This is a genomic window from Streptomyces sp. SS7 (assembly GCF_037993025.1).
Lineage (GTDB): Bacteria > Actinomycetota > Actinomycetes > Streptomycetales > Streptomycetaceae > Streptomyces.
In genome coordinates this window covers 8517718-8541356 of sequence record NZ_CP141223.1, presented here as the reverse complement: position 1 = coordinate 8541356, position 23639 = coordinate 8517718, and the positions used below count along the sequence as shown (strand labels likewise).

The window sequence follows — 23639 nt, the reverse complement described above, 5'->3', positions numbered from 1 at the left end:
TCCGTCAGGCGCTGTGGACGCCCACCTCGTACAGCGAGTATCCCCAGTCGGTGCCGCGGTCGAGGCCGTGGACCCGGACGTAGCGGGCGGGAGTGCCGGTGAACTTGGCCGTGTCCAGGCCGCCGTCGCCGGAGGTGGTGGACCAGGCGGTCGTCCAGGTGCTGCCGTCCGTGGAGAGCTCGATGCGGTACGACTTGCCGTAGGCGCGCTCCCAGGCGAGGGTGACGCGGGAGACCAGGTGGGTGGAGCCCAGGTCGACCTGCCAGTACTGGTCGTCGCTCCAGTCGCTGGCCCAGCGGGTGGAGTCGTCGCCGTCCGCCGCCCGGCCCGGCTGGTAGCTGGTGAAGGGGTTGGACTCGGACGAACTGGCCGTGGCCGACTGTCCCTTGGCGAGGTTGACGGCGGCCTGGTGCTGCTCGGTGGCGCCCCAGGTGTCGAGGTAGGACTCGGCGCCGCGGAAGAGGTCGTCGACCACGTCCTGTCCGCCGACCTTGCGGATGTCCTCGATCCAGTCGGGGATCATGCCGACCTGGGCGGCGCCGTCGGTGTTGAAGTCGAAGGTGCGCGAGCCGGTGGTCTGCCGGTCGATGACCGAGCCGCCGTCGACGCTCCTGAAGGGGTAGGTCACCTTGTTCGCGGCGTCGGCGCCGCGCGGGGCGGGGTGGTCACCGATGCCGTTGAAGTCGGTGCCGAAGCCGTACCCGACGCCGTACTTGTCGCGCAGCGCCTCGGTGCGCTTGGCCTCGGAGACGAAGTTCGTGGAGCCGTGCATGTACTGGGCGACGAAACCACCCAGGGAGTAGACCCGGTCGGTCCAGTTGAGGTCCATCCAGCTGTGCGAGGAGATGACGCCCGGGTAGCCGGCGGCCTCGAAGATGTCCAGGGCCTGGCCGGTGGCCTTGACGCTCATGTGGTCGATCTCGAGCATCATCTTGCGCTTCATCATCCCGCGTACGGCGTACTCGCCGAGGGAGGTGAGTCCGCGGGTGTTGCACTGGGCGTTCTTGTCGTAATCGGGGACCTCGGTGCCCGCCGGCAGGTCGGCCTCGGCTGCGGAGGCGGCGGTACCGATGGGGTTGTCGTGCATCGCGGTGGTGCACTTCTCGGTCTGCCAGAAGGTGCCGGTCGACAGGAACTGCCCGACGTTGATGGCGGTGCCCAGGCCGCCCTCGTCGAAGCGGACGCCGCACAGCGCGTTGTCGAACTTGTGGCACAGGAACATGCTGCGCACGCCGAGGGAGTACAGCTCGTCGAGGCCCTTGTCGATGTCGGCCCTGCTGCACTGGCCGATGTCGAAGATCTGCTTGCAGCCGAACGGCTCGGAGGTCTCGACGCCCAGGATCACGGCCAGCTTGCCCGCCTTGACGACGTCACGGGCCTGCGCGCTGTCGGTGACGATGCGGAACCAGCCCTTGCCGGTGCCGCCGTACATCTTGTCGATGTAGGCCTGCAGGTCGTACGTCAGCTTCGCCTGGAGCCGGATCGAGGTCATCTCGTCGCAGCTGCGGTCCTTGAAGGGGTAGACGGAGCAGATCATGCCGTTGGTGACGAGGTCGTTGACCAGCACCCGCTGCCCGCCGCGCCAGGCGCGCTCCACCCAGGCGTAGTAGTTCGCCTGGTGGGTCATGGAGTCGTACGCGGGCCAGTCCGCGAAGGTCGGCCAGCCGGCCGGGTCGTGCTTGCCGTCACCGCCGTGGGTGATGTAGTCGAAGAGCGCGAGGGTGCCGTCGGGGTAGTGCTCGGGACAGTCCTTGAGCGCGTCGGCGACACCGGACTCGGAGAACACCTTGCCGCAGATCAGCCGGCCGCCGAAGGCCTCGTTGGAGAACAGGTGGTTGTGCGCGTCGACGAACCCGCGCACCTGCCCGGCGGAGTCGGTGCCGGTGAAGGGCTCACCGGTCACGTTGATCCCGGAGTCGGGGGACGGCCGCGAGGTGGGCGTCCACCAGTCGGTCCCGGCCGCCGAACTCTGCGCGGGGCCGAGGATCGAGGCGAGCACGAGAAGGAGCAGCGAGACGACGGTGACGTCGCGGCGTCTGCGGTACGGGCGTCCGGTCATGGTCACAGCCCACGTCCCTCGGTCGACGGGTCGCGCGGTCGACGAGAGGGCGCTTTGATCGCCCTTGGGGTTGTCATGACCGACGCAAGATAGTGGGTCGAGAATGCGGACTGCCGCCGTGGCGAGTCAATAGTCCGGGACGCTTGACCTGATGACTGGGGAGAAGTGGCGGCGGAGAGGAACTCCGCACCCATGGACAACAGTTGAACAATCGGACGGTGATTCCCTTCCTTCTGGAACATCCCTGAACGAAGGACGGAAAACCCATGAGGCTCAAGCGAATCGTCCGACGAGCCGCCGTACCCGCGGCGATGACGGCCGCCCTGGTCGGCGCCACCCTGGCCGTGGCCCCCTCGGCGAGCGCCGCCGAGAGCGACTGCCCCGCGGCGATGGTGTGCATCTTCCAGGACATCCACTTCCAGGGACGCATGGTCGGCCAGACCGACCCGTACCGGTCCAACATCGGCGACTACATGAACGACCGGACGAGCTCCATCGTCAACCGGACCGACCGGGACATCTGCTTCTACCAGAACATCGACTACCAGGGGGACATGCTCATGTGGGTCCCCGCCCGCTCCGCCGCCGGCGTCCTGGTGGAGGGCGCCAACGACCGCATCAGCTCCTTCAAGCCCTGCTGGTAGCCGAACGGCAGCAGTTTTGAACGCGTTCAAAAGAGAGTAGGCTTCCTGGCACACGGTGAGGGGAGCCTGCTCGTGAAGTTCGTGGTGCCCGGGGGGACCGGGCAAGTGGGAAACGTGGTGCGCCGGGCCCTGACGGCGGCCGGGCACGAGGTCGTCGTGCTGAGCCGGCGGCCGTCCGGGCCGGGCGAGGTGCCGTGGGACGGGCGGACCCGGGGGGCCTGGTCCGAGGAGATCGACGGCAGTGACGTCGTGCTCAATCTGGCCGGACGCAGCGTCAGTTGCCGCTACACCCCGGAGAACCTCAAGGCCATGATGGATTCCCGGGTGGACTCGGCGCGGGTCGTGGGCGAGGCGATCGCCGCCGCCGCCCGGCCGCCGAAGGTCTGGCTCCAGATGAGCACCGCCACGATCTACACCCACCGCTTCGACGCGGCCCACGACGAGGACACCGGGGTGATCGGCGGTCACGAGCCCGACGTGCCGGGCTACTGGGCCTACAGCGTCGACATCGCCACCGCCTGGGAACGGGAGCTGGAGACGGCCGCCGTCCCGCACACCCGTAAGGTGGCGCTGCGCTCCGCGATGGTGATGAGCCCGGACCGGGGCGGGGTGTTCGACGTCATGTCCTGGCTGGCCCGGCTGGGGCTGGGCGGACCGGTGGCGGGCGGCGCCCAGTACGTGTCGTGGATCCACGACCGGGACTTCGTGCGCGCCGTGGAGTTCCTCGTCGCGCGCGACGACCTCGCCGGACCGGTGAACCTCGCCGCGCCCGCGCCGCTGCCGCAGCGCGCCTTCATGCGGGCGCTGCGCTCGGCGTGGGGCGTCCCGGTGGGGCTCCCGGCGACGAGGTGGATGGCGGAGCTGGGCGCCCTCGCCCTGCGCTCGGACACCGAACTGCTCCTGAAGAGCCGGCGTGTCGCCCCCGGGCGGCTGCTCGCCGCGGGCTTCACCTTCGAGCACCCGGTCTGGCCGGGGGCCGCCGAGGACCTCGTACGGCGTCGCCGGCAGGGCCCTCCCACGCCGTGACGTGGGTCCGCGGGTCAGACGTGCAGGGCGTCGCGCAGGGTGCCGACGGCGAGGGTGATGGCCGCCTCGGCGGCGTGGGTCGAGCGCAGGGCGTTCAGCATGACGAAGTCGTGGATGATGCCCTGGTAGCGGACGGCCGTGACGGGGACACCGGCCTGGCGCAGCTTGTTCGCGTACGCCTCGCCCTCGTCGCGCAGGACGTCCGCCTCACCCGTGATCACCAGCGCCGGGGGCAGATCCCTCAGCTGCTCCACCGTGGCCCGCAGCGGAGACGCCGTGATCTGCGCCCGCTCACCCTCGTCGGCCGTGTACTGGTCCCAGAACCACCGCATCCCGTCCCGCCGCAGGAAATACCCCTCCGCGAACCGGTGATACGACGCCGTGTCGAACGACGCATCCGTCACCGGATAGAACAACACCTGCAGCACCAGCGGAACACCACCCCGCTCCTTCGCCATCAGCGTCAACGCCGCACTCATGTTCCCGCCCACCGAATCCCCCGCCACCGCCATCCGCGAAGCATCCAGCCCCTTCGAAGCACCCTCCTCCACCACCCACCGCGCCACCGCGAAGTTCTGCTCGATCGCCACCGGATACCGCACCTCCGGCGACAGGCCGTACTCCGGAAAGACCACCGCGGCCCCCGCACCGACCGCCAGCTCACGCACCAACCGGTCATGCGTATGCGCACTGCCGAACACCCACCCCGCACCATGAATGTACAGAACGACCGGCAACACCCCCTCCACACCGGCCGGACGCACGATCCGCACCCGCACACCCCCCGCCGGACCACCCACCGTGACCCACTCCTCCACCACCGGCACGACCACATCACCCGACTGCACCTCGTCGACCGCCTTCCGCCCCTCGACAGGACCCAGGTCGAACAGATACGGCGGGTTCGCCGTCGCCTCGACGAAGGACTGAGCAGCGGCTTCGAGCACCGGCACGACCGGCTCTACGGCGTCGGACATGGCATCTCCTGCTGGGTCGGGATGTGCGGTGTTCTGCTCACGGACGCTAGATCCGCCGGGGCGCCGCGCGTTGCCCGCGAGCGCACGGGCGGTGTCCTCACAGCGCACGGCGGCGGTCGGCGCGGGCAGCGGTGTCGCGCCATGCGCTGGGGGACATGCCGTAGGCAGCGCGGAAGACCCGGCTGAAGTGGGTGGCGCTCAGGAAGCCCCAGCGGGCGGCCACCGCCGCGATGGTTCGGCTGCCGCGGCCGTGGCGCACCAGGTCGCGCCGGCACTCGTCGAGTCGGCGGCGCAGGATCCAGCGGCCCACGGAGGTGCCCTCGTCCTTGAACAGCTTGTGCAGGTAGCGCACGGAGACGTGGTGGGCGCGGGCGATCGCCTCCGGCGACAACTCCGGATCGGTCAGGTGCAGTTCGATGTACTCCAGGACGCGGGTGAGCACCGCCGAACGGGGCGACGCCGGATCGGGGGTACGCGCGCCGAGCTGCTCCACGGCGAGGGTGGACAGAAGGTTCACGGCGTTCCAGGCGAGCATCTCGCCGACCGGGGGGCGTGCCTCGGCCGCCGCGCGGGCGAGGTCGGACAGGAGCGGGGAGAGCAGCGTGCCCAGGCGCGAGGCACGGTCGACGGGGGTGCGGGTGATCCGCGCGGCCTCGGCCTCGGTGAGCCCCAGCAGATCGGCCGGCACGAGGAACACCGTGGCCCGGAACCGCTCGGGGAAGTCCAGGACGGGGGCGTGGCGGACGTCGTAGAAGCAGATGTCCCCGGGGATGAGGGGGAGGGTGAGGGGCTCGGGAGCGGGCTCCGCCGTGCCGCCGCGCAGGCCCACGAAGAGGTACTCGCCGGTGGTCCGGGCGCGGAGCCGGTGCGCGGGCTGCGGGCGGCCCTCGGCGGGCAGGGGCCTGTGCGGCTCCTCGCCGTGTTCCCGGGTGAGGATCTCGACGCCCAGGGGCGTACGGACGGTGAAGATGGTGGTCACGTGCCGGGACGGTAGGTCGGCGGATGTGCAAAAAGAGTGACAGTGGGGTGCGGGCGCGGTGCGAGCCGTATCGCCGGCACGGCTCCGGCTACCGGCCCGGCACATCGGCCTCCGCGGTCCGGGTGAGTTCGGCGGCCAGGGCGCGCAGCAGGCCGTGCAGGGTGTAGCGGCCGGGTGCGGGCTCGGCGAGGAGGTGGGCCTCGGCGAGGAGGCCGAGCAGGCGGCGGGTCGTGCGGGGCGGCGCTCCGGTGAGGGCCGCGGCCGACGCCGGGGTGATGGGGTGTGCGGGGTGCAGGGACAGCGCCCGGAAGAGCTGCGCTCCGTCGTCCGGCAGCCGGTGGTAGGAGGCGAGGAGGGCGGGGCGCAGGGCGGACAGGGCGTCCAGGCCGCCGTGCGCGGCGCGCAGTTCGGCGGCGACGGCGGCGAGGGAGAGGTGCGGGTGGCCGGTGAGCCGGTCGGCGACGACCGCGAGGGCCAGCGGCAGCCGGTCGCAGTGGGCGACGATCTCGGCGGCGGCCGTCGGTTCGGCGGCGGTCCGCGCGGGGCCGGCGCGGCGGGCGAGGATGGCGTGGGCGTGCGCGTCGGACGGCGGCTCGAGCCGGAGCGGGCGGGCACCCGCGGCGACCAGACCGGGCAGGGCGTTGCGGCTGATGACGAGGGTGAGACAGCCCGGTGCGGCGGCCAGCAGCGGGCGCAACTGCTCGGTGCCGAGGGCGTCGTCGAGCACGACGAGGGCGCGGCGCTCCGCCAGCAGCGTGCGGTACAGCCCGCTCCGGGCGGCGACACCGTCGGGCATGCGCCGGCCGGTCACCCCGAGGGCGGTCAGCAACTCCCCCAGGGCTTCGCCGGGTTCGAGCGCGGGCCGGCCGGGGTCGGAGCCGCGCAGGTCCACCTCCAGCCGGCCGTCCGGGTACCGGGCTGCCGCCCGGTGCGCCCAGCGCGCGGCGAGGGCGCTCTTGCCCACCCCGGGCATCCCGCCGACGAGCAGCACGCCCGAGCCCCGTGCCAGCTCCGTCAGCCGCGCCGACTCGTCCTCCCGCCCCACGAAGAGGTCCGGGCGGGAGGGCGGCACGGTCCCGCCCGGCGGTCTGCCGTGGCCCGCGGTTCCCGAGCGGCGCACCTCCTGGCGCAGGACGCGGGTGTGGGCGGCCGTCAGTTCCGGGCCGGGGGTGAGGGAGAGGTCGGTGAGGAGTCGGCGGCGGATGCCGTCGTACGTGCGAAGCGCCTCCGCCTGGAGGCCGCCGGCGGCGAGGGCGAGCACGAGACGGGCGTGCAGGGGCTCGTCGAGGGGTTCGCGCGCGGCGGCCTCGCGCAGGGCGGGCAGGACCTGGTCGGCGTGGCCGGACAGCAGGGCGGCGTCGGCCGCGAGGCGGGCGGTGTCGAGGAGTTCACGGTGGACGGCCGTGAAGTGGACGTGGGCGCGGACGGGTTCGGGGATGCCCATCGCCAGCGGGCCGCGCCACTCCTCCAGCGCCCGGACGAAGCGGTGGGCCGCCGTCTCGGCCCGTCCGGTGGCCGCGGCCCGCTTGCCCTGCCGGGTGAGTTCACGGAACCGCAGCAGGTCGACCTCGTCCGGCTCCGCGGCGAGGAGGTAGCCGCCGGTGCGGCGCAGCAGACGGCTGCCGGGGGCGCGGGGCGGCAGTCCGGGTTCCAGGAGGCGGCGCAGGGCGGCGGCGTAGCGGCGTACGACGTTCGGGGCGCTGGCGGGCGGCCGTACGGACCACAGGGCATCGAGGATCTCACCGGTCGGCACGGTCCGGCCGGTGTGCAGCAGGAGCAGGGCGAGCAGGGCGCGCTGCTGGGGGAAGCCGAGGTCGAGTTCCTGTGCGCCGCGCCGGACCCGGACGGGCCCGAGGACCTGGAACCGGATCGGTTCAGCAGGCACCGGCCCGTCCCTCCCCGCACCTCAAACGCGTCTCGACCGCGTCCGCGTCGGGGTGGCCGAGCTCCCGGAGCAGGGCCAGTGCCCGCGTCCACGCCTCGTGGGCCGCCGCTCGGTCGCCCAGGGCGAGGTGGGTGTCCCCGGCGCGGGTGAGGATGTCGGCCTCCAGGTACGGCACGCCGAGGTCCCGCAGCAGGGTGAGGGCGTTGCGGTAGCCGAGGAGGGCGTGCGGGTGGCGGCCGAGGTGGTGGTGGGCGTAGGCGATGCTGTCCCAGGTGGTGGCCTGGCCGTACCGGTCGCCGAGGTCCTGGAGCATGTGCAGGGCTTCGTGGCAGTGCGTCAGCGCCGCTCGGTACGCGCCGAGCCGGGCGTGGTACCAGCCGACCGAGTTCAGGACGCTGGCCTGGGCCGCGCGGTCGCCGAGGGCGCGGAACAGGGCGAGGGCGTGCTGGTTGTGGCGCAGGGCGCCGGGCAGGTCGCCCCGCTGGTCGCACTCCCAGCCGAGACTGCGGTGGGTGTGGGCGCGGCCGGTGTCGTCGCCCAGTGCGGTGAAGAGGCCGAGGGCCTGTTCGAGGCGGGGGACGGCGCGGGTGTGCAGGCCGAGGCGGCCCTCGATGCGGGCCAGTCCGCGCAGTCCGCGGGCGAGGAGGACGGGGTCGGCGAGCCGCCGTGCGGTGCCGAGCGCGGTGCGCTGTGCGCCGAGCGCGTCGTGCCAGTGGCCGCGCCGGTCGAAGAACGGCTCCAGGGACCAGGCGAGGTGGCAGGCGAGGCGGGCGCGCGCGGGCCGTCCGGAGGCGGCGGCGGTCACGACGGCGAGCAGGACGGCGTGTTCGGCGGTGAGCCAGGCCAGGGCGTGGTGGTCGTCGGCGAGCGGTTCGGGCCGGGCGCCCTCGGGTGCGGGCGGTGGGGTCAGGGGGTCGGAGGTGGGGGCGAGGAGGCGGTCGGCGGTGTGCGCGGTGTGCAGATAGTGGTGGTGGAGCCGGTCCAGGGCCGCCTCCCGCTCGGTCTCGGTCTCGTGCGCGTCGAGGAGTTCGGCGGCGTGGGCGCGCAGCAGATCGTGGAGGGAGTGGCGGCCGGGGCTGTGCTCGGTGACGAGGTGCAGGCCGGTCAGTTCGGCGAGCAGGCGGCGGGTGCGGCGCTCCGTCAGGCCCGCGAGGGCGGTCGCGGCCGGGAGGGTGAGATCGGGTCCGGGGTGCAGGGCCAGCAGCCGGAAGAGGCGGGCCGCGTCGGGGGACACGGCGTCCGTGGACCAGGAGAAGACCGTGCCGACGTCGACGGAGGCGTCGGCGCGGGCGAAGGCGTCGAGGCTGCCGTGGGCCTCGCGCAGTTCGCCGGCGATGTCGGCGAGCCGGAAGTGGGGGTGGGCTGCGGCGCGGGCGGCGACGCAGGCGAGGGCGAGGGGCAGCCCGGCGCACAGGGCGCCGATCTCGTCGGCGGCGCGCGGCTCGGCGGCCACCCGTGCCGCGCCGAGCCGGCGGACGAGGAAGGCTCGGGTCCGGTCCTCGTCGAAGGGGTGCAGGACCAGGGAGCGGGCCCCGTGCGCGGCGGCCAGGCCGGGCAGTTCGTCGCGGCTGGTGACGAGGGTGAGACAGCCGGGCGAGCCGGGCAGCAGCGGTGTCACGTGCTCCGTGTCGCGGGCGTTGTCGAGCACGACGAGGACCCGCCGTCCCGCGAGGGTGCTGCGGTAGAGCGCGCTCTGCGCGGCCGTCGTGTGCGGGACGCGTTCGGGGGGCACGCCGAGGGCGTCGAGGAATCCGCGGACGGCCTCCCCCGGTTCCATGACCGCGCCGGAGGGGTCGAAGCCGCGCAGGTTCACATAGAGCTGCCCGTCGGGGAACCGGTCGGCGATCCGGTGCGCCCAGTGCACGGCGAGAGTGGTCTTGCCGACGCCCGCCATGCCGCCGACGGCGCCGATCACCACGGTCCCGGGACGGGGTCGTCCCGTGTCGAACAGGGCGAGCACCTCGTCGAGTTCGGTCTCCCGTCCGATGAACAGGGGCAGGTCGTACGGCAGTTGCGACGGGACGACGTGCGGGAGAGCGCCGGTCGCGGCGGGTTCGCCGGGCAGGGCGGCGTGGGCGTCCGTGAGTTCGGGGCCCGGGTCGATCCCCAGGTCCTCGGCGAGCCGGGCCCGCACGGTCTCGTAGACGGTGCGGGCCTCGGTGCGGTGACCGGCCGCGGCGAGCAGCCGCAGGAGGCCGGCGTGGACGGGTTCGTCGAGCGGATGGTCGGCGGCGGCCCGGCGCAGGGGCGGCAGGGCCCGCTCCGCCCGTCCGGCGCGCAGGGCGGCGTCGGCCAGCTCACGGGCGGCCGCCAGCCGTTCCCGCTCGATCGCGTCGAACAGGGGGTGGCTGCGGGCGGGCGCGGGGATGCCGTCGCCGATCGGCCCGTGCCACAACCGCAGTGCCTCGGTGAGGAGTTCGGTGGCCTCGGCGGGTGCGGTGTCCGTGCTGTGCCGGGCGGTCTCGCGCAGCGCGCGGAACCGCGGAAGGTCGGCCTGGTCACCGTCGGTGACCAGGCGGTAGCCGCCGGCGTCCCGGAGCAGCCGGCTGCCCTCGGCGCGGGCGGGGAGCCCGGGTTCCAGCAGGCGGCGCAGCGAACCCACGTGCCGCCGGACGACGTTGACCGCGCTGCGCGGCGGCTCCGCGCCCCACAGCACGTCCACGATCTCGCTCAGGGCGACCGGCTGTCCCGCTGCGGCCAGCAGGAGCGCCAGGAAGGCGCGCTCCTGCGGCCCGCCGACGTCCAGCTCCGTCTCCCCCCGGTGCACCCGCAGGGCACCCAGCACCATGAACCGCACCGGCTCCGGCGGCACGCGATCCCCTCCCCTTCCGTCCTGCCCCCGCTCCGACCTTACGTCAGCAACGGTGTCACCCAGAGTTACGAACCGGACGTCCGCCCTGTTCACCGGCGTCGGCCGGGACTGCGCCGTGTGCCTGACTTCCGGGTGTCGTCCGGCACGGCGCCTCGGTGCGCGCGCCCGGCCCGGTGACAGTGGGCGTCTCCCCTGCCGTGCGCTCCGCCGGCCTCCCGCGAGCAAGGAGATCTCATTGCGTCTGTCACCTCTCGGGGCCGCCGTGGCGGCGGTCGTGCTGCTGGCCCCGCCCGCGCGGGCCGGTGGCACGCCCCTGCCGTCCCTCGCCGACCCGGCCCGCTACGTCAACCCCTTCGTCGGCACGGAGCCGGGCGGGGTGGACTGGGGCCACGGAGGCGGCGGCGGGAACACCTTCCCCGGTGCCTCGGCACCGCTGGGCGGCATCCAGTGGAGCCCGGACACGGTCACCCGCCAGTTCGGCGGCTACGCCTACGGCGACGACCGCATCAGCGGCTTCAGCCTGACCCATCTGTCCGGCGCGGGCTGCGGCGACTACGGGAACGTACCGTTCATGCCGCTGACGGGCCGGCCCGCCGACGACCCGGAGGCGCGGTACGCGACGTTCTCGCATGCCGCCGAGCGGGCGGCGCCGGGCAGTTACCGGGTCGACTTCGACAACGGTATCCGCACCGAGATCGCCGCCACCCGCCGGTCCGGTGTCGCCCGGCTGACCTTCCCGGCGGACGCCCGGGAGCCGGCCGGCCTGACCGTGGACGCCGGGCGGGCCTGGAACAAGGCCACCGGCGAGGTCACCGTCGGCACCCGGACCCTGTCCGGCTTCACCGAAAGCGGCGGCTTCTGCGGTTCGTCCGTGCGCTACCGCCTCTACTTCCACGCGGAGTTCGACCGGCCCTTCGCGCACAGCGAGCCGCTGGACGGGCGGACGTCCGGGGCGTACGTGTCGTTCGCGCCCGGCACCCGCGAGGTGACCGTACGGGTCGGCATCTCCTTCGTCGACGAGGAGGCCGCCCGCCGCAACACGCTCGCCGAGCAGCGCGGCCGCACGCTGGAGGCGGTACGGCGGGCCGCCCGCCGGGAGTGGAACGGCTGGCTCGGCCGGATCACCGTGGCCGGCGGCAGCGCACCGCGGCGCCGGATGTTCTACACCGCGCTGTACCACTCGCTGCTGCACCCGGGCGCCTTCAGCGACGCCGACGGCCGCTACCGGGGCTTCGACGGCCTGGTCCACCGCACCCGGCCCGGGCATGTGCAGTACGCGAACTTCTCCGGCTGGGACGTGTACCGCTCCCAGATCCAGCTGCTGGCGCTCCTGGCGCCGCGCGAGGCCTCGGACGTCGCCCAGTCCATCCTGGAACAGGGCCGCCAGGGCGGCTACTTCGACCGCTGGACGCTCGCCAACGGCGGCACCGGGGTGATGGTCGGCGACCCGCTGCCCGCCATGGCGGCCTCCGTCCACGCCTTCGGCGGCACCGATTTCGAGGCCGGCGAACTGCTGCGCACGGCCGTCGCCGGCCGCCGGGACGACCGGCAGCGCCCCGGGCACACGTACTACGACACGCTCGGCTACATCCCCGCCGGGACGAAGGGCGTCTGGGGCGCGGCGGCCACCACCCTGGAGTACGCGGTGTCCGACGCGGCCCTCGCCCGGCTGGCCGGCCGGCTCGGCGACACGGAGACGCGGGAGGCGCTGGAGCGCGCCTCGGGCAACTGGCGCAACCTGCTCCACCCCGGCAGCGGCTACCTCCAGCCCCGCCGCGCCGACGGCAGCTGGCCGGCGTTCAGGCCGACGCAGCGCCGGGACTACGTCGAGGGCAACGCGGCCCAGTACACCTGGATGGTGCCGCACGACCTGCCCGGCCTGTTCGCTGCGATGGGCGGCGAGGCGGCCGCGGCCGCCCGCCTCGACACGTTCTTCACCGAGTACAACGCGGGCGCCGACCGGCCGTACGCCTACCTCGGCAACGAGCCGTCCTTCAACACGCCCTGGGCCTACGACTACCTGGGGCGGCCCGAGCGCACCCAGGACACCGTGCGGGCGATCCTCACCACGCTGTTCGGGGACGGCCCCGACGGGCTGGTCGGCAACGACGACCTCGGCGCCATGTCCTCCTGGGCCGTCTGGGCCGCCCTCGGTATGTACCCCCAGGTCCCGGGCAGCTCCCAACTCGCGCTGGCCAGTCCGCTCTTCCCGCTCGCCCAGATCCGCCGGGGCAACGGCGTGACCATCACCGTCGTCGCCCCGCAGGCCTCGGACACCCACTCCCGTGTCCGCGAGGTCCGTCTCGACGGGCGTCCCACGGACCCCCGTTGGCTGCCCGACTCCTTCCCCGCGAAGGGCGGCGCGCTGACCTTCAGCCTCTCGGCCCCGTGACCGCCGAACTCACCGGTGCAGGGCGTCGCGCAGGGTGCCGACGGCGAGGGTGATGGCCGCCTCGGCAGCCTGCGTCCCGCGCAGGGCGTTCAGCATGACGAAGTCGTGGATGATGCCCTGGTAGCGGACGGCCGTGACGGGGACACCGGCCTGGCGCAGCTTGTTCGCGTACGCCTCGCCCTCGTCGCGCAGGACGTCCGCCTCACCCGTGATCACCAGCGCCGGGGGCAGATCCCTCAGCTGCTCCACCGTGGCCCGCAGCGGAGACGCCGTGATCTGCGCCCGCTCACCCTCGTCGGCCGTGTACTGGTCCCAGAACCACCGCATCCCGTCCCGCCGCAGGAAATACCCCTCCGCGAACTGGTGATACGACGCCGTGTCGAACGACGCATCCGTCACCGGATAGAACAACACCTGCAGCACCAGCGGAACACCACCCCGCTCCTTCGCCATCAGCGTCAACGCCGCACTCATGTTCCCGCCCACCGAATCCCCCGCCACCGCCATCCGCGAAGCATCCAGCCCCTTCGAAGCACCCTCCTCCACCACCCACCGCGCCACCGCGAAGTTCTGCTCGATCGCCACCGGATACCGCACCTCCGGCGACAGGCCGTACTCCGGAAAGACCACCGCGGCCCCCGCACCGACCGCCAGCTCACGCACCAACCGGTCATGCGTATGCGCACTGCCGAACACCCACCCCGCACCATGAATGTACAAAACGACCGGCAACACCCCCTCCACACCGGCCGGACGCACGATCCGCACCCGCACACCCCCCGCCGGACCACCCACCGTGACCCACTCCTCCTCCACCACCGGCACGACCACATCACCCGACTGCACCTCGTCGACCGCCTTCCGCCCCTCGACAGGACCCAGGTCGAACAGATACGGCGGGTTCGCCGTCGCCTCGACGAAGGACTGAGCAGCGGCTTCGAGCACGGGGCGCTGGGCGGTGGTGTCGGTCATGACGACCTCCTCGGTCGGGTGCCGCGGGCAGTTCCCGACGGTAGTCCGGGGGGACGTGCGGCACATCCGGAACGGTAGCGCGCGATTAAGTCGTGCACAACCAATTCGCCCTCGATCCTTTTGGCGACGATAGAATCGGGAGGACTTCAAAGAGAGGGTGGTGCCCCATGACCGGCGCAGACACCGGGACCGGCGCAGGGCACGAAGCCGCCGCGACGGCCGAGGGGTCCCTGCTCCTGGACGACCAGCTCTGCTTCGCGCTCTACGCGGCGTCCCGCGCGGTCACGGCCCGCTACCGTCCGCTGCTGGACGAGCTGGGCCTCACCTACCCCCAGTACCTCGTGATGCTGGCGCTCTGGGAGCGCGACTCGCTCTCCGTCCGTGAGCTGGGCACCGCGCTCCAGCTGGAGTCCAGCACCCTCTCCCCCCTCCTCAAGCGCCTGGAGTCGCAGGGGCTGCTGCTGCGCGAGCGCCGCCCCGACGACGAGCGCTCGGTGGCCCTGCGCCTCACCGGGGCCGGCGCCCGCCTGCGCGAGCGCGCGAGCGGCGTCCCGCTCGCCATCGGCGACGCCATGGGCCTCACCCCGCAACAGGACGCCCTCACCAAGGAGCTCCTGCGCCTGGTGACGGCGAACGTCACGCACCCCTGAACCCGTAAACGGCCTGTCGGTGCCTCTTCCTCCCCCGATAGACTGACAAATCAGAGCTACGTGCGCGCATTTGACGGGGGAGGCCGCCATGTCCGGGGACCAGTACGGCAGATACGACCAGGGATTCGTCATGCCGCCGATGCCGGTGGCGCCGCCGCCCGCGCCGGCGGACGGGGTGCGGGCCGTGGCCGTGGCGGTGCTCAACCTCAGCGGCCTCGGCCTCGGTTACGCGCTGGTGCGCCGCTGGGTGCCGATGCTGGCGAGTCTGGCCGCGACCGCCGTCCTGCTGTTCGTGGCGCTGCCGGCCGACCCGGACGGGGTGCCGGTGTTCGCGCTGGTGCTGTACGTCCTGCTCCTCGTCGCGGCGGCGGCGCACGGCGCCGTCGTGGGCCTGCGGACCCGGCTCGCCTGGCCGCCGTCCGCGCCGCTGGCGCTCGCCCTCGGACTGGTGCTGCTGGTCGCGCCGGCCGGCGGTGTCGTGGCGTACGACGGGGCGCGGGACGAGGCGACGCAGCAGATGCTCCTCGACCGGCTGGACCGGGCCGACCGGCAGGTGGAGGCGGCCGGCGAGCGGGCGTTCTCCTCGGCGCAGTCCGACTACCGCGAGGCACTGGAGGTCTACGAGAACCTGAGCGCCGACCACCCCGACTCGCGGGCGGCCGCGAAGGTGCCGGCGCGGATGAAGACGTACTACGCGACCGTCGGAGCCGTCTACGAGAAGGGCGACTACTGCGAGGCGATCGCCCCGCTCGACTATCTGCGGTCGGTTCCGAAGAAGATGCCCGAGACCGACCTGAGCGACCTCAAGACCTGGCCCGACGACCGGCTGGCCACCTCGCTCTACGAGTGCGCCTCGGCCGGTCTCACCAGCGGGCAGGCCACCTGGGCCTCGCAGTTCGACGAGCTGCTCACCACGTTCCCCGACTCGGCACAGGCCGCCAAGGTCGAGCCGGCCGTGGGCTCGGCCGTCTCCGCGAAGGTCAAGGGGCTGAGCGGCAGCGACCCGTGCACGGCGGTCGAGCAGCTCAAGACCCTCAGCGGCCAGATCCAGACCATCTCGGCCGAGGACGGCGCCGTCACCGGCGCGCTGGCCAAGGACGCCGACCGGGCCTCCGGCAGCGCCGACACCGGCACGTACAACTGCGGCGTGGACCAGTACCGGGACGGGGACTTCGACAAGGCGCAGACGACCATGGAGGAGTACGCCTCCGCCCACAAGAGCGCCAAGAACGCGGCGCTGGCGAAGAAGATCGCGATCGCCGCCGAGGTCGCCCAGACGGTGCCGGCGGCCGGCAAGAAGCTGCCCACGACCCGTTCCGGCGGCAGCATCTCGGTGACCGTCCAGAACGACAGCCCCGACGACATCACGGTCATGTACACGGGCCCGGTGACCGGCAGCTTCAAGCTCAAGGGCTGCGGCAGCTGCAAGGCGTACACCTTCGCCGACACGCTCTCGATCGGCTTCAAGCCGTGCAACGCGAACAAGAACTACCCCGAGCACACGATCAGCCTGCCGGCCGGCACCACGTACTTCGTGCACAAGCCGAACGGCGACAGCCTCGCCTCGCCCGCCTCGGACACCGCCAAGCTGGAGCCCGGGTACATCTACACGGAGTGCGCCTACACCACCACCCGGCTGTCGTAGCGCAGAAAGCGGAATCTCTCCACTTCCGAAAAGCGCGTGCAACCATCGGGCCAACCAGGCTGTCTCCCCTGATACCAGACACTCACACCCTTGGGGGAACAAGATGGTACGAAGCAAGACCGTCTGGGCGACCGCGCTCCTGCTGACCGCCACGCTGGGCGCGGCCGCGGTTCCGGCCGTGGCCGCCCCGGCCGCCGCTCCCCGGGCGGCGGCCGCCTGCCCGACCGGCTGGGGCAGCCTCGGCAGGACGAGCTGGGCCAGCACCTCGGGCGAGTACATCACCGACGTCAGGACCGGCCGCCACGACTGCTACGACCGGTTCGTCGTCGACGTCCCGGACGCCACGGCCGCCCAGCTCGGGTACTCCGTCCACTACGTCGACCGGTTCATCGGGGACCCGTCGGGCGAGGTCATCCCGGTGGGCGGCGGCGCGATCCTGGAGGTCGTCGTGCGGGCGCCCGCCTACGACCCGGACACCGGTGCGGCCACCTACTCCGGCCGGACCGGACAGCGCCTGCCCGGGGTGGACCTCACCGGCTACCGCACCTTCCGCGACACCCGCTTCGGCGGGAGTTTCGAGGGGCAGACCCAGTTCGGACTCGGCGTACGGGCCCGGCTCCCCTTCCGGGTGCTCCAGCTCGACGGCCATCTCGTGGTGGACGTCGCGCACACCTGGTAGCCCGGCCGCGGCACTCTTGACGGCCCCCATGTGACCGGTAACAATCCCGTCATGCATGTGACCGGTCACACCGGGCGGCCCGCCAGCATCCGGGATGTCGCCACCGCCGCCGGAGTCTCCTACCAGACGGTCTCCCGGGTGATCAACGATCATCCACGGGTGAGCCCGGACACCCGGGAGCGGGTGCTCGCCGCCGTCGAGGCGCTGGGCTTCCGGCGCAACCCCACCGCGTTCGCCCTGGCCAGCGGGCGGCGCAGAGCGGTCACCGTGCTGACCTCGAACACCACCCACTACGGGTACGCCTCCGTGCTGCGCGGCGTCGAGGAGGCCGCCCGCGCCGCCTCCTACTCCGTCGGGATCGCGGTCCTGGAGTCGGCGGAGGAGGCCGCCGTGGCCGCCGAGGTGCGGCGGGCGGCGGACAACGGCGGCGGACTGATCGTGATCGCCTACGACCCCGCCGGGGTACGGGCGCTGGACTGCCTGCCGCCCGGACTGCCGTTCGTCGCGGTGGTCGAGACGCCCGCGCGTCCGCCTCGCGACGGCCGGCCCTGGGTGTGGACCGACGACCGCCGCGCGGCCTACGAGGCGACCCGGCACCTGCTCTCCCTCGGCCATGAGACCGTCCACTACGTCGCGCTCCCCTCCGGCGCCCACCGCACCGGTCCGCGCACCGGCGGCTGGCGGCAGGCCCTCCGGGACGCGGGAGCACCGCGCACCCGTCCCCTGCACGGGGGATGGGGGCCGGAGGCCGGGTATGCGGCGGGCCTCCGGCTGGCCCGGGACCCGGCCGTCACGGCGGTCCTGTGCGGCAACGACGACCTCGCGCTCGGGGTGCTGCGCGCCCTGCACGAGAGCGGCCGGGCGGTTCCCGGCGAGGTCAGCGTGGCCGGGTTCGACGACGCACCGCACGCCGCCTTCCTGACCCCGGAACTGACCACCGTACGGCTGGACTTCGCCGGCCTGGGGCGGGCGGCGTTCGCCCGGCTGCACTCGGCGCTGGAGGAGACGGCGCCCGAGCGGCCGGTGCCGCCGCAGGCGTACCCCGTCCACGAACCGCGGCTCGTGGTCCGGGAGAGCTCGGGGCCCCCGCCCGGACCCGCCGCCGTCCGGCACCGTCTGACCGTCGACCTGGCCGCGTCGGAGGGCCCGGTGCTGCACGGCGCGAACGGCGCGCTGTACGGGCTCAGCGACGACGGGGTCCCCGGTGACGCCGTGCTCGCCCCCTTGCGGATCACCGGCATCTCGCAGAAACCGGAGGGCGGCGCCCAGCACCCCAACGGGGACGCGCTCACCGTCGCGGAGTCCTTCTTCCGCAACGGCGGCGGCCACATCCAGGTGCTGCTCCAGGACGACTACGCCCGGTGGCCGTACGAGGACCTGGGCATCGACGACCACCTGGCCCGGGTGGAGAGGATCGTGCGGGAGATCGCGGCCCGCCCGGACCGCGACCGGTTCGTCTACGTCCCGTTCAACGAGCCCGACCAGATCTGGTACGGCCTCGACGCCGCCGACCCGGCGGAGTACGCGGCGGGCCGGGACCGGTTCCTGCGGGACTGGCGGACCGTGTACCGGCGCATCCGGGAGCTCCACCCGGGGGCGCGGATCGCCGGGCCCAACGAAGCCGCCTACCACGCACGCCTGTTGACCGACTTCCTCGCCTTCGCGCGGCGCGAGGACGTGCTGCCGCAGGTGATGACCTGGCACGAGCTGGACCCCTCCTCGCTGCGGGACTTCCAGGAGCATTACGACGGATACCGTGCGATCGAGCGGGAAGCGGGCGTCCCGCCGCTGACGGTCGGCATCGACGAGTACGGCAACCGGCGCGACCTGTCCGTGCCGGGCCAGTTGGTGCAGTGGGTCGCCATGTTCGAGCGGAACAAGGTGTACGCCCAGCAGGCCTACTGGGACACCGCCGGCAATCTCAGCGGCAACGTGGTGCGCATGAACGTCCCGAACGGCGGCTGGTGGTTCTTCCGCTGGTACGCGGGACTGAGCGGCGACACCGTCCGGGTGACACCGCCCGAGCCGCACACCGTCGACACCCTCCAGGGTCTCGCCTCCCTCGACGCCGCCCGCCGCCAGGCCCAGGTCCTGCTCGGCGGTGCGACGGGGGACGCCGAGGTCGTCGTACGGAACGTGCCGCGGGCGGTCTTCGGCCGTACCGTCGTCGCGACCGTGGCCGAGGCCTGCTGGTCCGGGTACGAGGGGCCGCACCCGGCGCCTCGGGTGCTCGCGCGGAGCAGGGTGCGGGTGGCCGACGACGGCTCGGTGACCGTGCCGCTGCACGGTGCGCGCCGGATGTCCGCCTACCGGATCGTCCTCACCCCGGCCGGCCGGGGCACCCCGGCCCCCGCCGACGTCCCCTGGTCGGCTTCGTACGAGGCCGAGGAGGCGGCCGTCACCGGCGGCCGGGTCCGCACCCACGGCACCGTGAGCGACGCGGGCGGCTACGCGGCCTCCGGGACCCGCACCGTCGAGGGGCTTCTCTCCCCCGCCGGCCGGGTGGACCTCACCGTGACGGTCCCGGCCGACGGCTGCTACGACCTGGCCGTCCTGTACGGCAACGGGTCCGGCGGTCCCGCCACCCAGCAGCTGTCGGTCGACGGCGGCGCCCCGGTCACGGTGACCTACCCCTCCACCCAGAACGCGGCCCACGGCGGCCGCAAGGAGCTCCGGGTGGAGCTGGCGGCGGGGACCCACGTCCTCACGCTCGCCGCGGGCGACGGCGAAGTGACCCTCGACCGCCTGGATCTGACCGCCCGCACGGGTCCGCCGTCCACCACGTACGAGGCGACGCTGGCCGAGACCGCCGGTGCGCCGTCGTACGACTACTCCTCGTCGGCCGGGACCGGCACCGGCGCGCTCGTGCTGGGCGCGGGCGACGCGGCGGTCTTCGACGTGTACGCCCCGCGCGACGGCTACTTCACGCTCGTCACCCACGCCTCGGCAGAGGTGGAGCTCGCCCTGCACGGCACGACGGTGACGGCGGCGCCCGGACAGCCGCTGCGGCTGTACCTCGCGGCCGGCAACAACCGCGTCACCGCCACGGCGGGGCGGGCCGCGCTGCGTGCCCTGGAGGTCTCCGGTGACGGCTGCGAGGACGGTGTCCTGGTCCTGGGGGCCGGCGCCGCCGTCCTCGCGGACGGGGCCCGGGTCGTCGACTGCGCCCACGCGCCCGGCGGTCTGCGGCTCACCGGGCTGGGCGGCGACCGTGGCGGGACGGCCCGGTTCCCGGTGGAGGTGTCCCGGCCGGGCCGTCATCTGCTGGTCGTGCACTACGCCCACGACGACCGGCGCGACAACGGCCACTCCTACAACACGGACGTCGTCTCGCGGACGGCGCACCTCTCGGTGGGCGACGGCGCCCCGCTGCGGGCGACCTTCAAGAACACCTGGAGCGGGGACGACTTCTGGACGCTGGCCGTCCCCGTCGACCTGGCGGCGGGCGCGAACACGGTGACGATCACGGGCGCGGCCGGGCCGGCCCCGGACATCGCCCGGATCGAGGTGGGCCGGGTGGTCGGCTGAGGTCGGTCAGCCCGCGTACCGGCGGACCGCCTCCAGCAGGCCGTCCACGTCCGTCTCCGTCGTCGCGAAGGACGTGACGAAGCGGGCCACCCCCGGCTCCCAGCGGTCGTGGTAGAAGACGTACCCCTCGCCGAGGAGCCCCTCGGTGATCCGCGGGGAGAGCCGGCAGAAGACGATGTTGGCGTCCGCGACGCCGAGCAGGCCCACCTCGGGCAGCGCCTTCAGCCCGTCCTGGAGGCGGGCCGCCATGGCGTTGGCGTGGGCCGCGTTGCGCAGCCACAGGCCGTCGGCGAGATAGGCGTCCAACTGGGCCGCCTGGAAACGCATCTTGGCGGCCAGCTGGCCGGCGCGCTTGGCGCGGAAGGAGAGCTCGGGGGTGAGGGAGCGGTCGAAGACGACGATCGCGTCGGCGGTCATCGTGCCGTTCTTCGTCGCGCCGAACGACAGCAGGTCCACGCCCGCCCGCCAGGTCAGCTCGGCGGGGGTGCGGCCGAGCGCGGCGACCGCCCCGGCGAACCGGGCCCCGTCCATGTGCAGCCGCAGCCCGGCCTCCCGGGTCAGCGAGCCCAGGGCCCCGATCTCGTCGGGGGTGTAGACGGCGCCGGTCTCGGTGGCCTGGGTCAGGCTCACCACCGAGGGCTCCACGCTGTGCACGTCTCCCGCCTTGTGCCGGACGGCCGCCCGCAGGTCGCCGGGAGCGATCTTGGCGTCCTCGCCTCCGAGCGGGACCAGCTTCGCGCCCGCGGTGTAGAACTCGGGCGCCCCGCACTCGTCGTTGTTGACGTGGCTGTCGCGGTGGCAGAGCACACTGCCCCAGGGCGGGGTGAGCGCGGCGAGGGAGAGGGCGTTGGCGGCGGTGCCGGAGGAGACGAGCAGCACGTCGACCTCGCGCTCGAATATCTCCCCCAGCCGGCGACGGACACCGGCGGTGAGGTCGTCCGCGCCGTAGGGCCGGGCCTGGCCGGCGGCGGCCCGGGTCACGGCCTCGACGATCTCCGGGGAGGCGCCGGCGGTGTTGTCGCTGCTGAAGATGCGTGCGGGAGTGGTCATGGAGGTCCTCAGGGGGTGTCGGTGGCGGCCCGGGCCGGGTCGGCGGCCGTGATCAGCCGGCGCAGTGCGCCGTAGTAGACGTCGTGCCCGGTCACCGCGCGCACGGTCTCGGTCAGATGGCCCGTCAGCGCCGGGAACGCCTCGGGGTCGAGGGCGGCGAGCGCGCCGCGGGTGAGGGCGCGGGCGGAGCGGGGGTCCCGGTGGTCGACGAAGCTCGCGCTGCCGAGCGTCAGCAGGTACATCCCGCGGTAGGCGGCGATCGCCTCCTCGGCGGTCATCCCGGCGGCGAGGCTGTCGGCGAGCTGCGGCTCGACCAGCCGGGCCAGCAGGTTCTCACCGAGCCAGGGGCGGGAGCCGCGCAGGACGAGCAGCCCGGGGTGGGCGACCAGCAGCCGGTACAGCGCGGTGAACCGGGCCTCGGTGGCCCTCGCCCAGTCCCCGCCGGGCGTGGGCTCGGGCAAGCGGGCGGCCAGGTGGTCCAGGCAGAGGTCGAGCAGCCCGGACAGATCGGTGCAGCGGCGCTGGAGGGAGGCCAGCGAGATGTCGAGCCGCGCGGCGAGGGCGCGGAACGTCAGCGCCTCGGGGCCGTCCTCGTCCATCAGGAGGAGGGCGGTCTCGGCGATCCGGTCCGGGGTCGCCCGGTCCAGGGCGGGGGTGCGGCGGGGCATGCGGGTCACTGTACGGTACAGCGTACCGAAAGACGAGAGGGCCGCACCGGCCCGCCGGCGGTGTCCACCGGGGCACGGGCCGGCACGCCCGCGGGCAGACCCGCGTCCGCCACCCGAACGGACGATCAATTCGGGTAGTGTGCGCCGGAGTTCGCTGCACAGGGCCCCCACAAGAAAGACCTGCACCTGCATGAGTGACATGACCACGCAGACCTCCGCCGACCTCTTCGAGCCCGGCGGCCGACGCCGGCACCGCAAGCCCCGGGAGCACGGCACCGCCATGCGGCGGGCGCTCGTGCTCGCCCTGGCCGTGCCGGTCGCCTCGGTGGCTCTGTCGGGACCCTCGGCCTTCGCGGCCGGCAAGGACACCGGCACCACGGCCAAGACCGCGACGCTGGACACCGACGACCAGCAGATGGTCACCAACCTCGGGACCCGTGTCGTCGACACCCGCCTGGGCTCCAACGTCAGCGGCGTGGTCCTGGACGCCGAGTCGGACGCCACCCTCTGGGACCACAACGGCGCCACCGCGCTGATGCCCGCCTCCAACGTCAAGCTCGCCACGGCGACCGGCGCCCTCACGATCCTCGGCCCGGACCACCGCTTCACCACCAACGTCGTCTACGGCGACGGCACGCTGACCCTCGTCGGCGGCGGCGACCGCACCCTGACCACCGCCGACCTCGCCGAGCTGGCGAAGACCGCGGTGGCCGGGCTCAAGGCGGCGGGCCTGACTTCCGTGAAGGTCGCCGTGGACGACAGCCTCTTCCCCGAGCCGACCCTGGCCAACGGCTGGAACACCGGCTACTACCCCGACTCGGTCGCCCCGGTGCGCGCGCTCGTCGTCGACGGGCAGGGCGTCGACGACACCTCCCTGGACGCCGGGCAGGCCTTCGCCCGGCAGCTCGCCGCGAACGGCGTCACCGTCGACGGGACCGTGACCCGCGCCACCGCGAGCACGCACGACGTGCCGGTGGCCCGGCACACCTCGGCGCCGCTGTCGGACATCGTCCACACGATGCTCAAGAAGAGCGACAACAACATCGCCGAGACGCTGCTGCGGATGACCGCCCTCGGCGCGGGCCGCGCGGCCACCTTCGAGGACGGCACCGCGGTGGTGCGCCAGGTGCTGAGCGAGCGGTACGGCGTGTCCCTCACCGGCTTCGAGATGTACGACGGCAGCGGCCTCTCCCGCGCCGACCGCATCCCCGCGGCCACCCTCGCGGAGATCCTGGAGCTGCTGACGCAGGACCGCTACACGCACACCCTGGGCTCCGTCCTGGACGGACTGCCCGTCTCCGGCGAGGCCGGCAGCACCCTCGGCCCGGAGTGGGGCCGCTTCGACGACGTGAACTCCCGCTGCGCCGTCGGCAAGGTGCACGCCAAGACCGGCACCCTGACCGGGGCGATCGCGCTGAGCGGCCTCACCCAGGGCAAGGACGGCAAGTGGAAGGTGTTCTCCTTCATCGAGAACGGCTCCACCGCCAACCCGAGCGACATCAAGGACGCCATGGACGGCCTCGCCGCGACCGTGAACGGCTGCTGGGCCTAAGAGCCCGGGGCGCCGCGCCCCGCGTGCCGACGGGCGGCACGCGGGAGCCGCCGCCCGTCCCGGCGGCGACGCCCTGCGATGCTGTCGCGAGCACCCCACCCGGGGGTGCTCCCGAAGGCGT

16 protein-coding genes and 1 pseudogene are annotated in these 23639 nt (G+C 73.4%); 9 read left to right on the top strand and 8 right to left on the bottom strand.

What is annotated here, in order from left to right; all coding sequences use genetic code 11:
- Positions 1-4: 4 nt before the first annotated feature.
- Positions 5-2059, bottom strand: a complete 2055-nt coding sequence (locus tag U5640_RS39205; RefSeq protein WP_340383982.1) for a discoidin domain-containing protein — start codon at positions 2057-2059, stop codon at positions 5-7.
- Positions 2060-2325: 266 nt separating this feature from the next.
- Here U5640_RS39205 and U5640_RS39200 point away from each other — a divergent pair, with 266 nt between their 5' ends.
- Both U5640_RS39200 and U5640_RS39195 read left to right on the top strand, forming a co-directional pair.
- Positions 2326-2703: a peptidase inhibitor family I36 protein gene (locus tag U5640_RS39200; RefSeq protein ID WP_340383981.1), complete on the top strand. Its 378-nt coding sequence runs from the start codon at positions 2326-2328 to the stop codon at positions 2701-2703.
- A 72-nt stretch (positions 2704-2775) separates the two neighbouring features.
- Positions 2776-3729 carry a DUF1731 domain-containing protein gene (locus tag U5640_RS39195; RefSeq protein ID WP_340383980.1) on the top strand — a complete coding sequence of 318 codons (954 nt, stop codon included), beginning with the start codon at positions 2776-2778 and terminating at the stop codon, positions 3727-3729.
- Between the two features lie 14 nt (positions 3730-3743).
- Here U5640_RS39195 and U5640_RS39190 read toward each other — a convergent pair whose 3' ends face one another.
- The 4 genes from U5640_RS39190 to U5640_RS39175 form a co-directional block, all read right to left on the bottom strand.
- Entirely contained in the window at positions 3744-4706 is a 963-nt protein-coding gene (locus tag U5640_RS39190) for an alpha/beta hydrolase (RefSeq protein ID WP_340383979.1), read from the bottom strand.
- A gap of 97 nt (positions 4707-4803) precedes the next feature.
- Complete coding sequence (locus U5640_RS39185; RefSeq protein ID WP_340383978.1) at positions 4804-5685, bottom strand: helix-turn-helix domain-containing protein; 882 nt, start codon at positions 5683-5685, stop codon at positions 4804-4806.
- Positions 5686-5773: 88 nt separating this feature from the next.
- Positions 5774-7570, bottom strand: a complete 1797-nt coding sequence (locus U5640_RS39180; RefSeq protein WP_340383977.1) for a BTAD domain-containing putative transcriptional regulator — start codon at positions 7568-7570, stop codon at positions 5774-5776.
- The gene (locus tag U5640_RS39175; RefSeq protein WP_340383976.1) at positions 7560-10382 is read right to left on the bottom strand and encodes a BTAD domain-containing putative transcriptional regulator; all 2823 of its coding nucleotides are present in this window, start codon (positions 10380-10382) and stop codon (positions 7560-7562) included. The genes U5640_RS39180 and U5640_RS39175 overlap by 11 nt, the downstream gene beginning before the upstream one ends.
- A 235-nt stretch (positions 10383-10617) precedes the next feature.
- On the opposite strand from U5640_RS39175, the gene U5640_RS39170 reads away from it, so the two are divergent.
- On the top strand, positions 10618-12774 hold the full coding sequence (locus tag U5640_RS39170; protein WP_340383975.1) for a GH92 family glycosyl hydrolase: 2157 nt from the start codon (positions 10618-10620) through the stop codon (positions 12772-12774).
- Positions 12775-12783: 9 nt separating this feature from the next.
- Here U5640_RS39170 and U5640_RS39165 read toward each other — a convergent pair whose 3' ends face one another.
- The gene (locus U5640_RS39165; protein ID WP_340383974.1) at positions 12784-13746 is read right to left on the bottom strand and encodes an alpha/beta hydrolase; all 963 of its coding nucleotides are present in this window, start codon (positions 13744-13746) and stop codon (positions 12784-12786) included.
- A 167-nt stretch (positions 13747-13913) separates the two neighbouring features.
- On the opposite strand from U5640_RS39165, the gene U5640_RS39160 reads away from it, so the two are divergent.
- The 5 genes and pseudogenes from U5640_RS39160 to U5640_RS39140 all read left to right on the top strand — a co-directional run bounded on the left by U5640_RS39160 (position 13914) and on the right by U5640_RS39140 (position 20248).
- Positions 13914-14396 (top strand): MarR family transcriptional regulator, encoded by a 483-nt coding sequence (locus U5640_RS39160; protein WP_340383973.1) that lies wholly within the window; start codon positions 13914-13916, stop codon positions 14394-14396.
- An 88-nt stretch (positions 14397-14484) separates the two neighbouring features.
- Complete coding sequence (locus U5640_RS39155; RefSeq protein ID WP_340383972.1) at positions 14485-16041, top strand: hypothetical protein; 1557 nt, start codon at positions 14485-14487, stop codon at positions 16039-16041.
- A gap of 103 nt (positions 16042-16144) precedes the next feature.
- The gene (locus tag U5640_RS39150) at positions 16145-16720 is read left to right on the top strand and encodes a hypothetical protein (protein ID WP_340383971.1); all 576 of its coding nucleotides are present in this window, start codon (positions 16145-16147) and stop codon (positions 16718-16720) included.
- A 30-nt stretch (positions 16721-16750) separates the two neighbouring features.
- Positions 16751-17812 (top strand): annotated as a pseudogene (locus tag U5640_RS39145) (LacI family DNA-binding transcriptional regulator); the annotation flags it as partial.
- 24 nt (positions 17813-17836) lie between these two features.
- Positions 17837-20248 (top strand): cellulosome protein, encoded by a 2412-nt coding sequence (locus U5640_RS39140; protein ID WP_340385603.1) that lies wholly within the window; start codon positions 17837-17839, stop codon positions 20246-20248.
- A 6-nt stretch (positions 20249-20254) separates the two neighbouring features.
- Here U5640_RS39140 and U5640_RS39135 read toward each other — a convergent pair whose 3' ends face one another.
- Both U5640_RS39135 and U5640_RS39130 read right to left on the bottom strand, forming a co-directional pair.
- The gene (locus tag U5640_RS39135) at positions 20255-21298 is read right to left on the bottom strand and encodes a beta-eliminating lyase-related protein (protein ID WP_340383970.1); all 1044 of its coding nucleotides are present in this window, start codon (positions 21296-21298) and stop codon (positions 20255-20257) included.
- An 8-nt stretch (positions 21299-21306) separates the two neighbouring features.
- Positions 21307-21966, bottom strand: coding sequence for a TetR/AcrR family transcriptional regulator C-terminal domain-containing protein (locus U5640_RS39130; RefSeq protein ID WP_340383968.1), 660 nt, complete (start codon positions 21964-21966; stop codon positions 21307-21309).
- Positions 21967-22156: 190 nt separating this feature from the next.
- On the opposite strand from U5640_RS39130, the gene dacB reads away from it, so the two are divergent.
- Positions 22157-23518 (top strand): D-alanyl-D-alanine carboxypeptidase/D-alanyl-D-alanine-endopeptidase, encoded by a 1362-nt coding sequence (dacB, locus tag U5640_RS39125; protein WP_340383966.1) that lies wholly within the window; start codon positions 22157-22159, stop codon positions 23516-23518.
- Positions 23519-23639: the final 121 nt, after the last annotated feature.

Excerpts from the sequence above, each read along its gene's own strand:
- U5640_RS39205 (WP_340383982.1), bottom strand. The coding sequence starts at position 2,059 with ATGACCGGACGCCCGTACCGCAGACGCCGCGACGTCACCGTCGTCTCG.
- U5640_RS39135 (WP_340383970.1), bottom strand. The coding sequence starts at position 21,298 with ATGACCACTCCCGCACGCATCTTCAGCAGCGACAACACCGCCGGCGCC.
- U5640_RS39155 (WP_340383972.1), top strand. The coding sequence starts at position 14,485 with ATGTCCGGGGACCAGTACGGCAGATACGACCAGGGATTCGTCATGCCG.
- U5640_RS39165 (WP_340383974.1), bottom strand. The coding sequence starts at position 13,746 with ATGACCGACACCACCGCCCAGCGCCCCGTGCTCGAAGCCGCTGCTCAG.
- dacB (WP_340383966.1), top strand. The coding sequence starts at position 22,157 with ATGAGTGACATGACCACGCAGACCTCCGCCGACCTCTTCGAGCCCGGC.
- U5640_RS39200 (WP_340383981.1), top strand. The coding sequence starts at position 2,326 with ATGAGGCTCAAGCGAATCGTCCGACGAGCCGCCGTACCCGCGGCGATG.
- U5640_RS39130 (WP_340383968.1), bottom strand. The coding sequence starts at position 21,966 with ATGCCCCGCCGCACCCCCGCCCTGGACCGGGCGACCCCGGACCGGATC.
- U5640_RS39160 (WP_340383973.1), top strand. The coding sequence starts at position 13,914 with ATGACCGGCGCAGACACCGGGACCGGCGCAGGGCACGAAGCCGCCGCG.
- U5640_RS39190 (WP_340383979.1), bottom strand. The coding sequence starts at position 4,706 with ATGTCCGACGCCGTAGAGCCGGTCGTGCCGGTGCTCGAAGCCGCTGCT.
- U5640_RS39150 (WP_340383971.1), top strand. The coding sequence starts at position 16,145 with ATGGTACGAAGCAAGACCGTCTGGGCGACCGCGCTCCTGCTGACCGCC.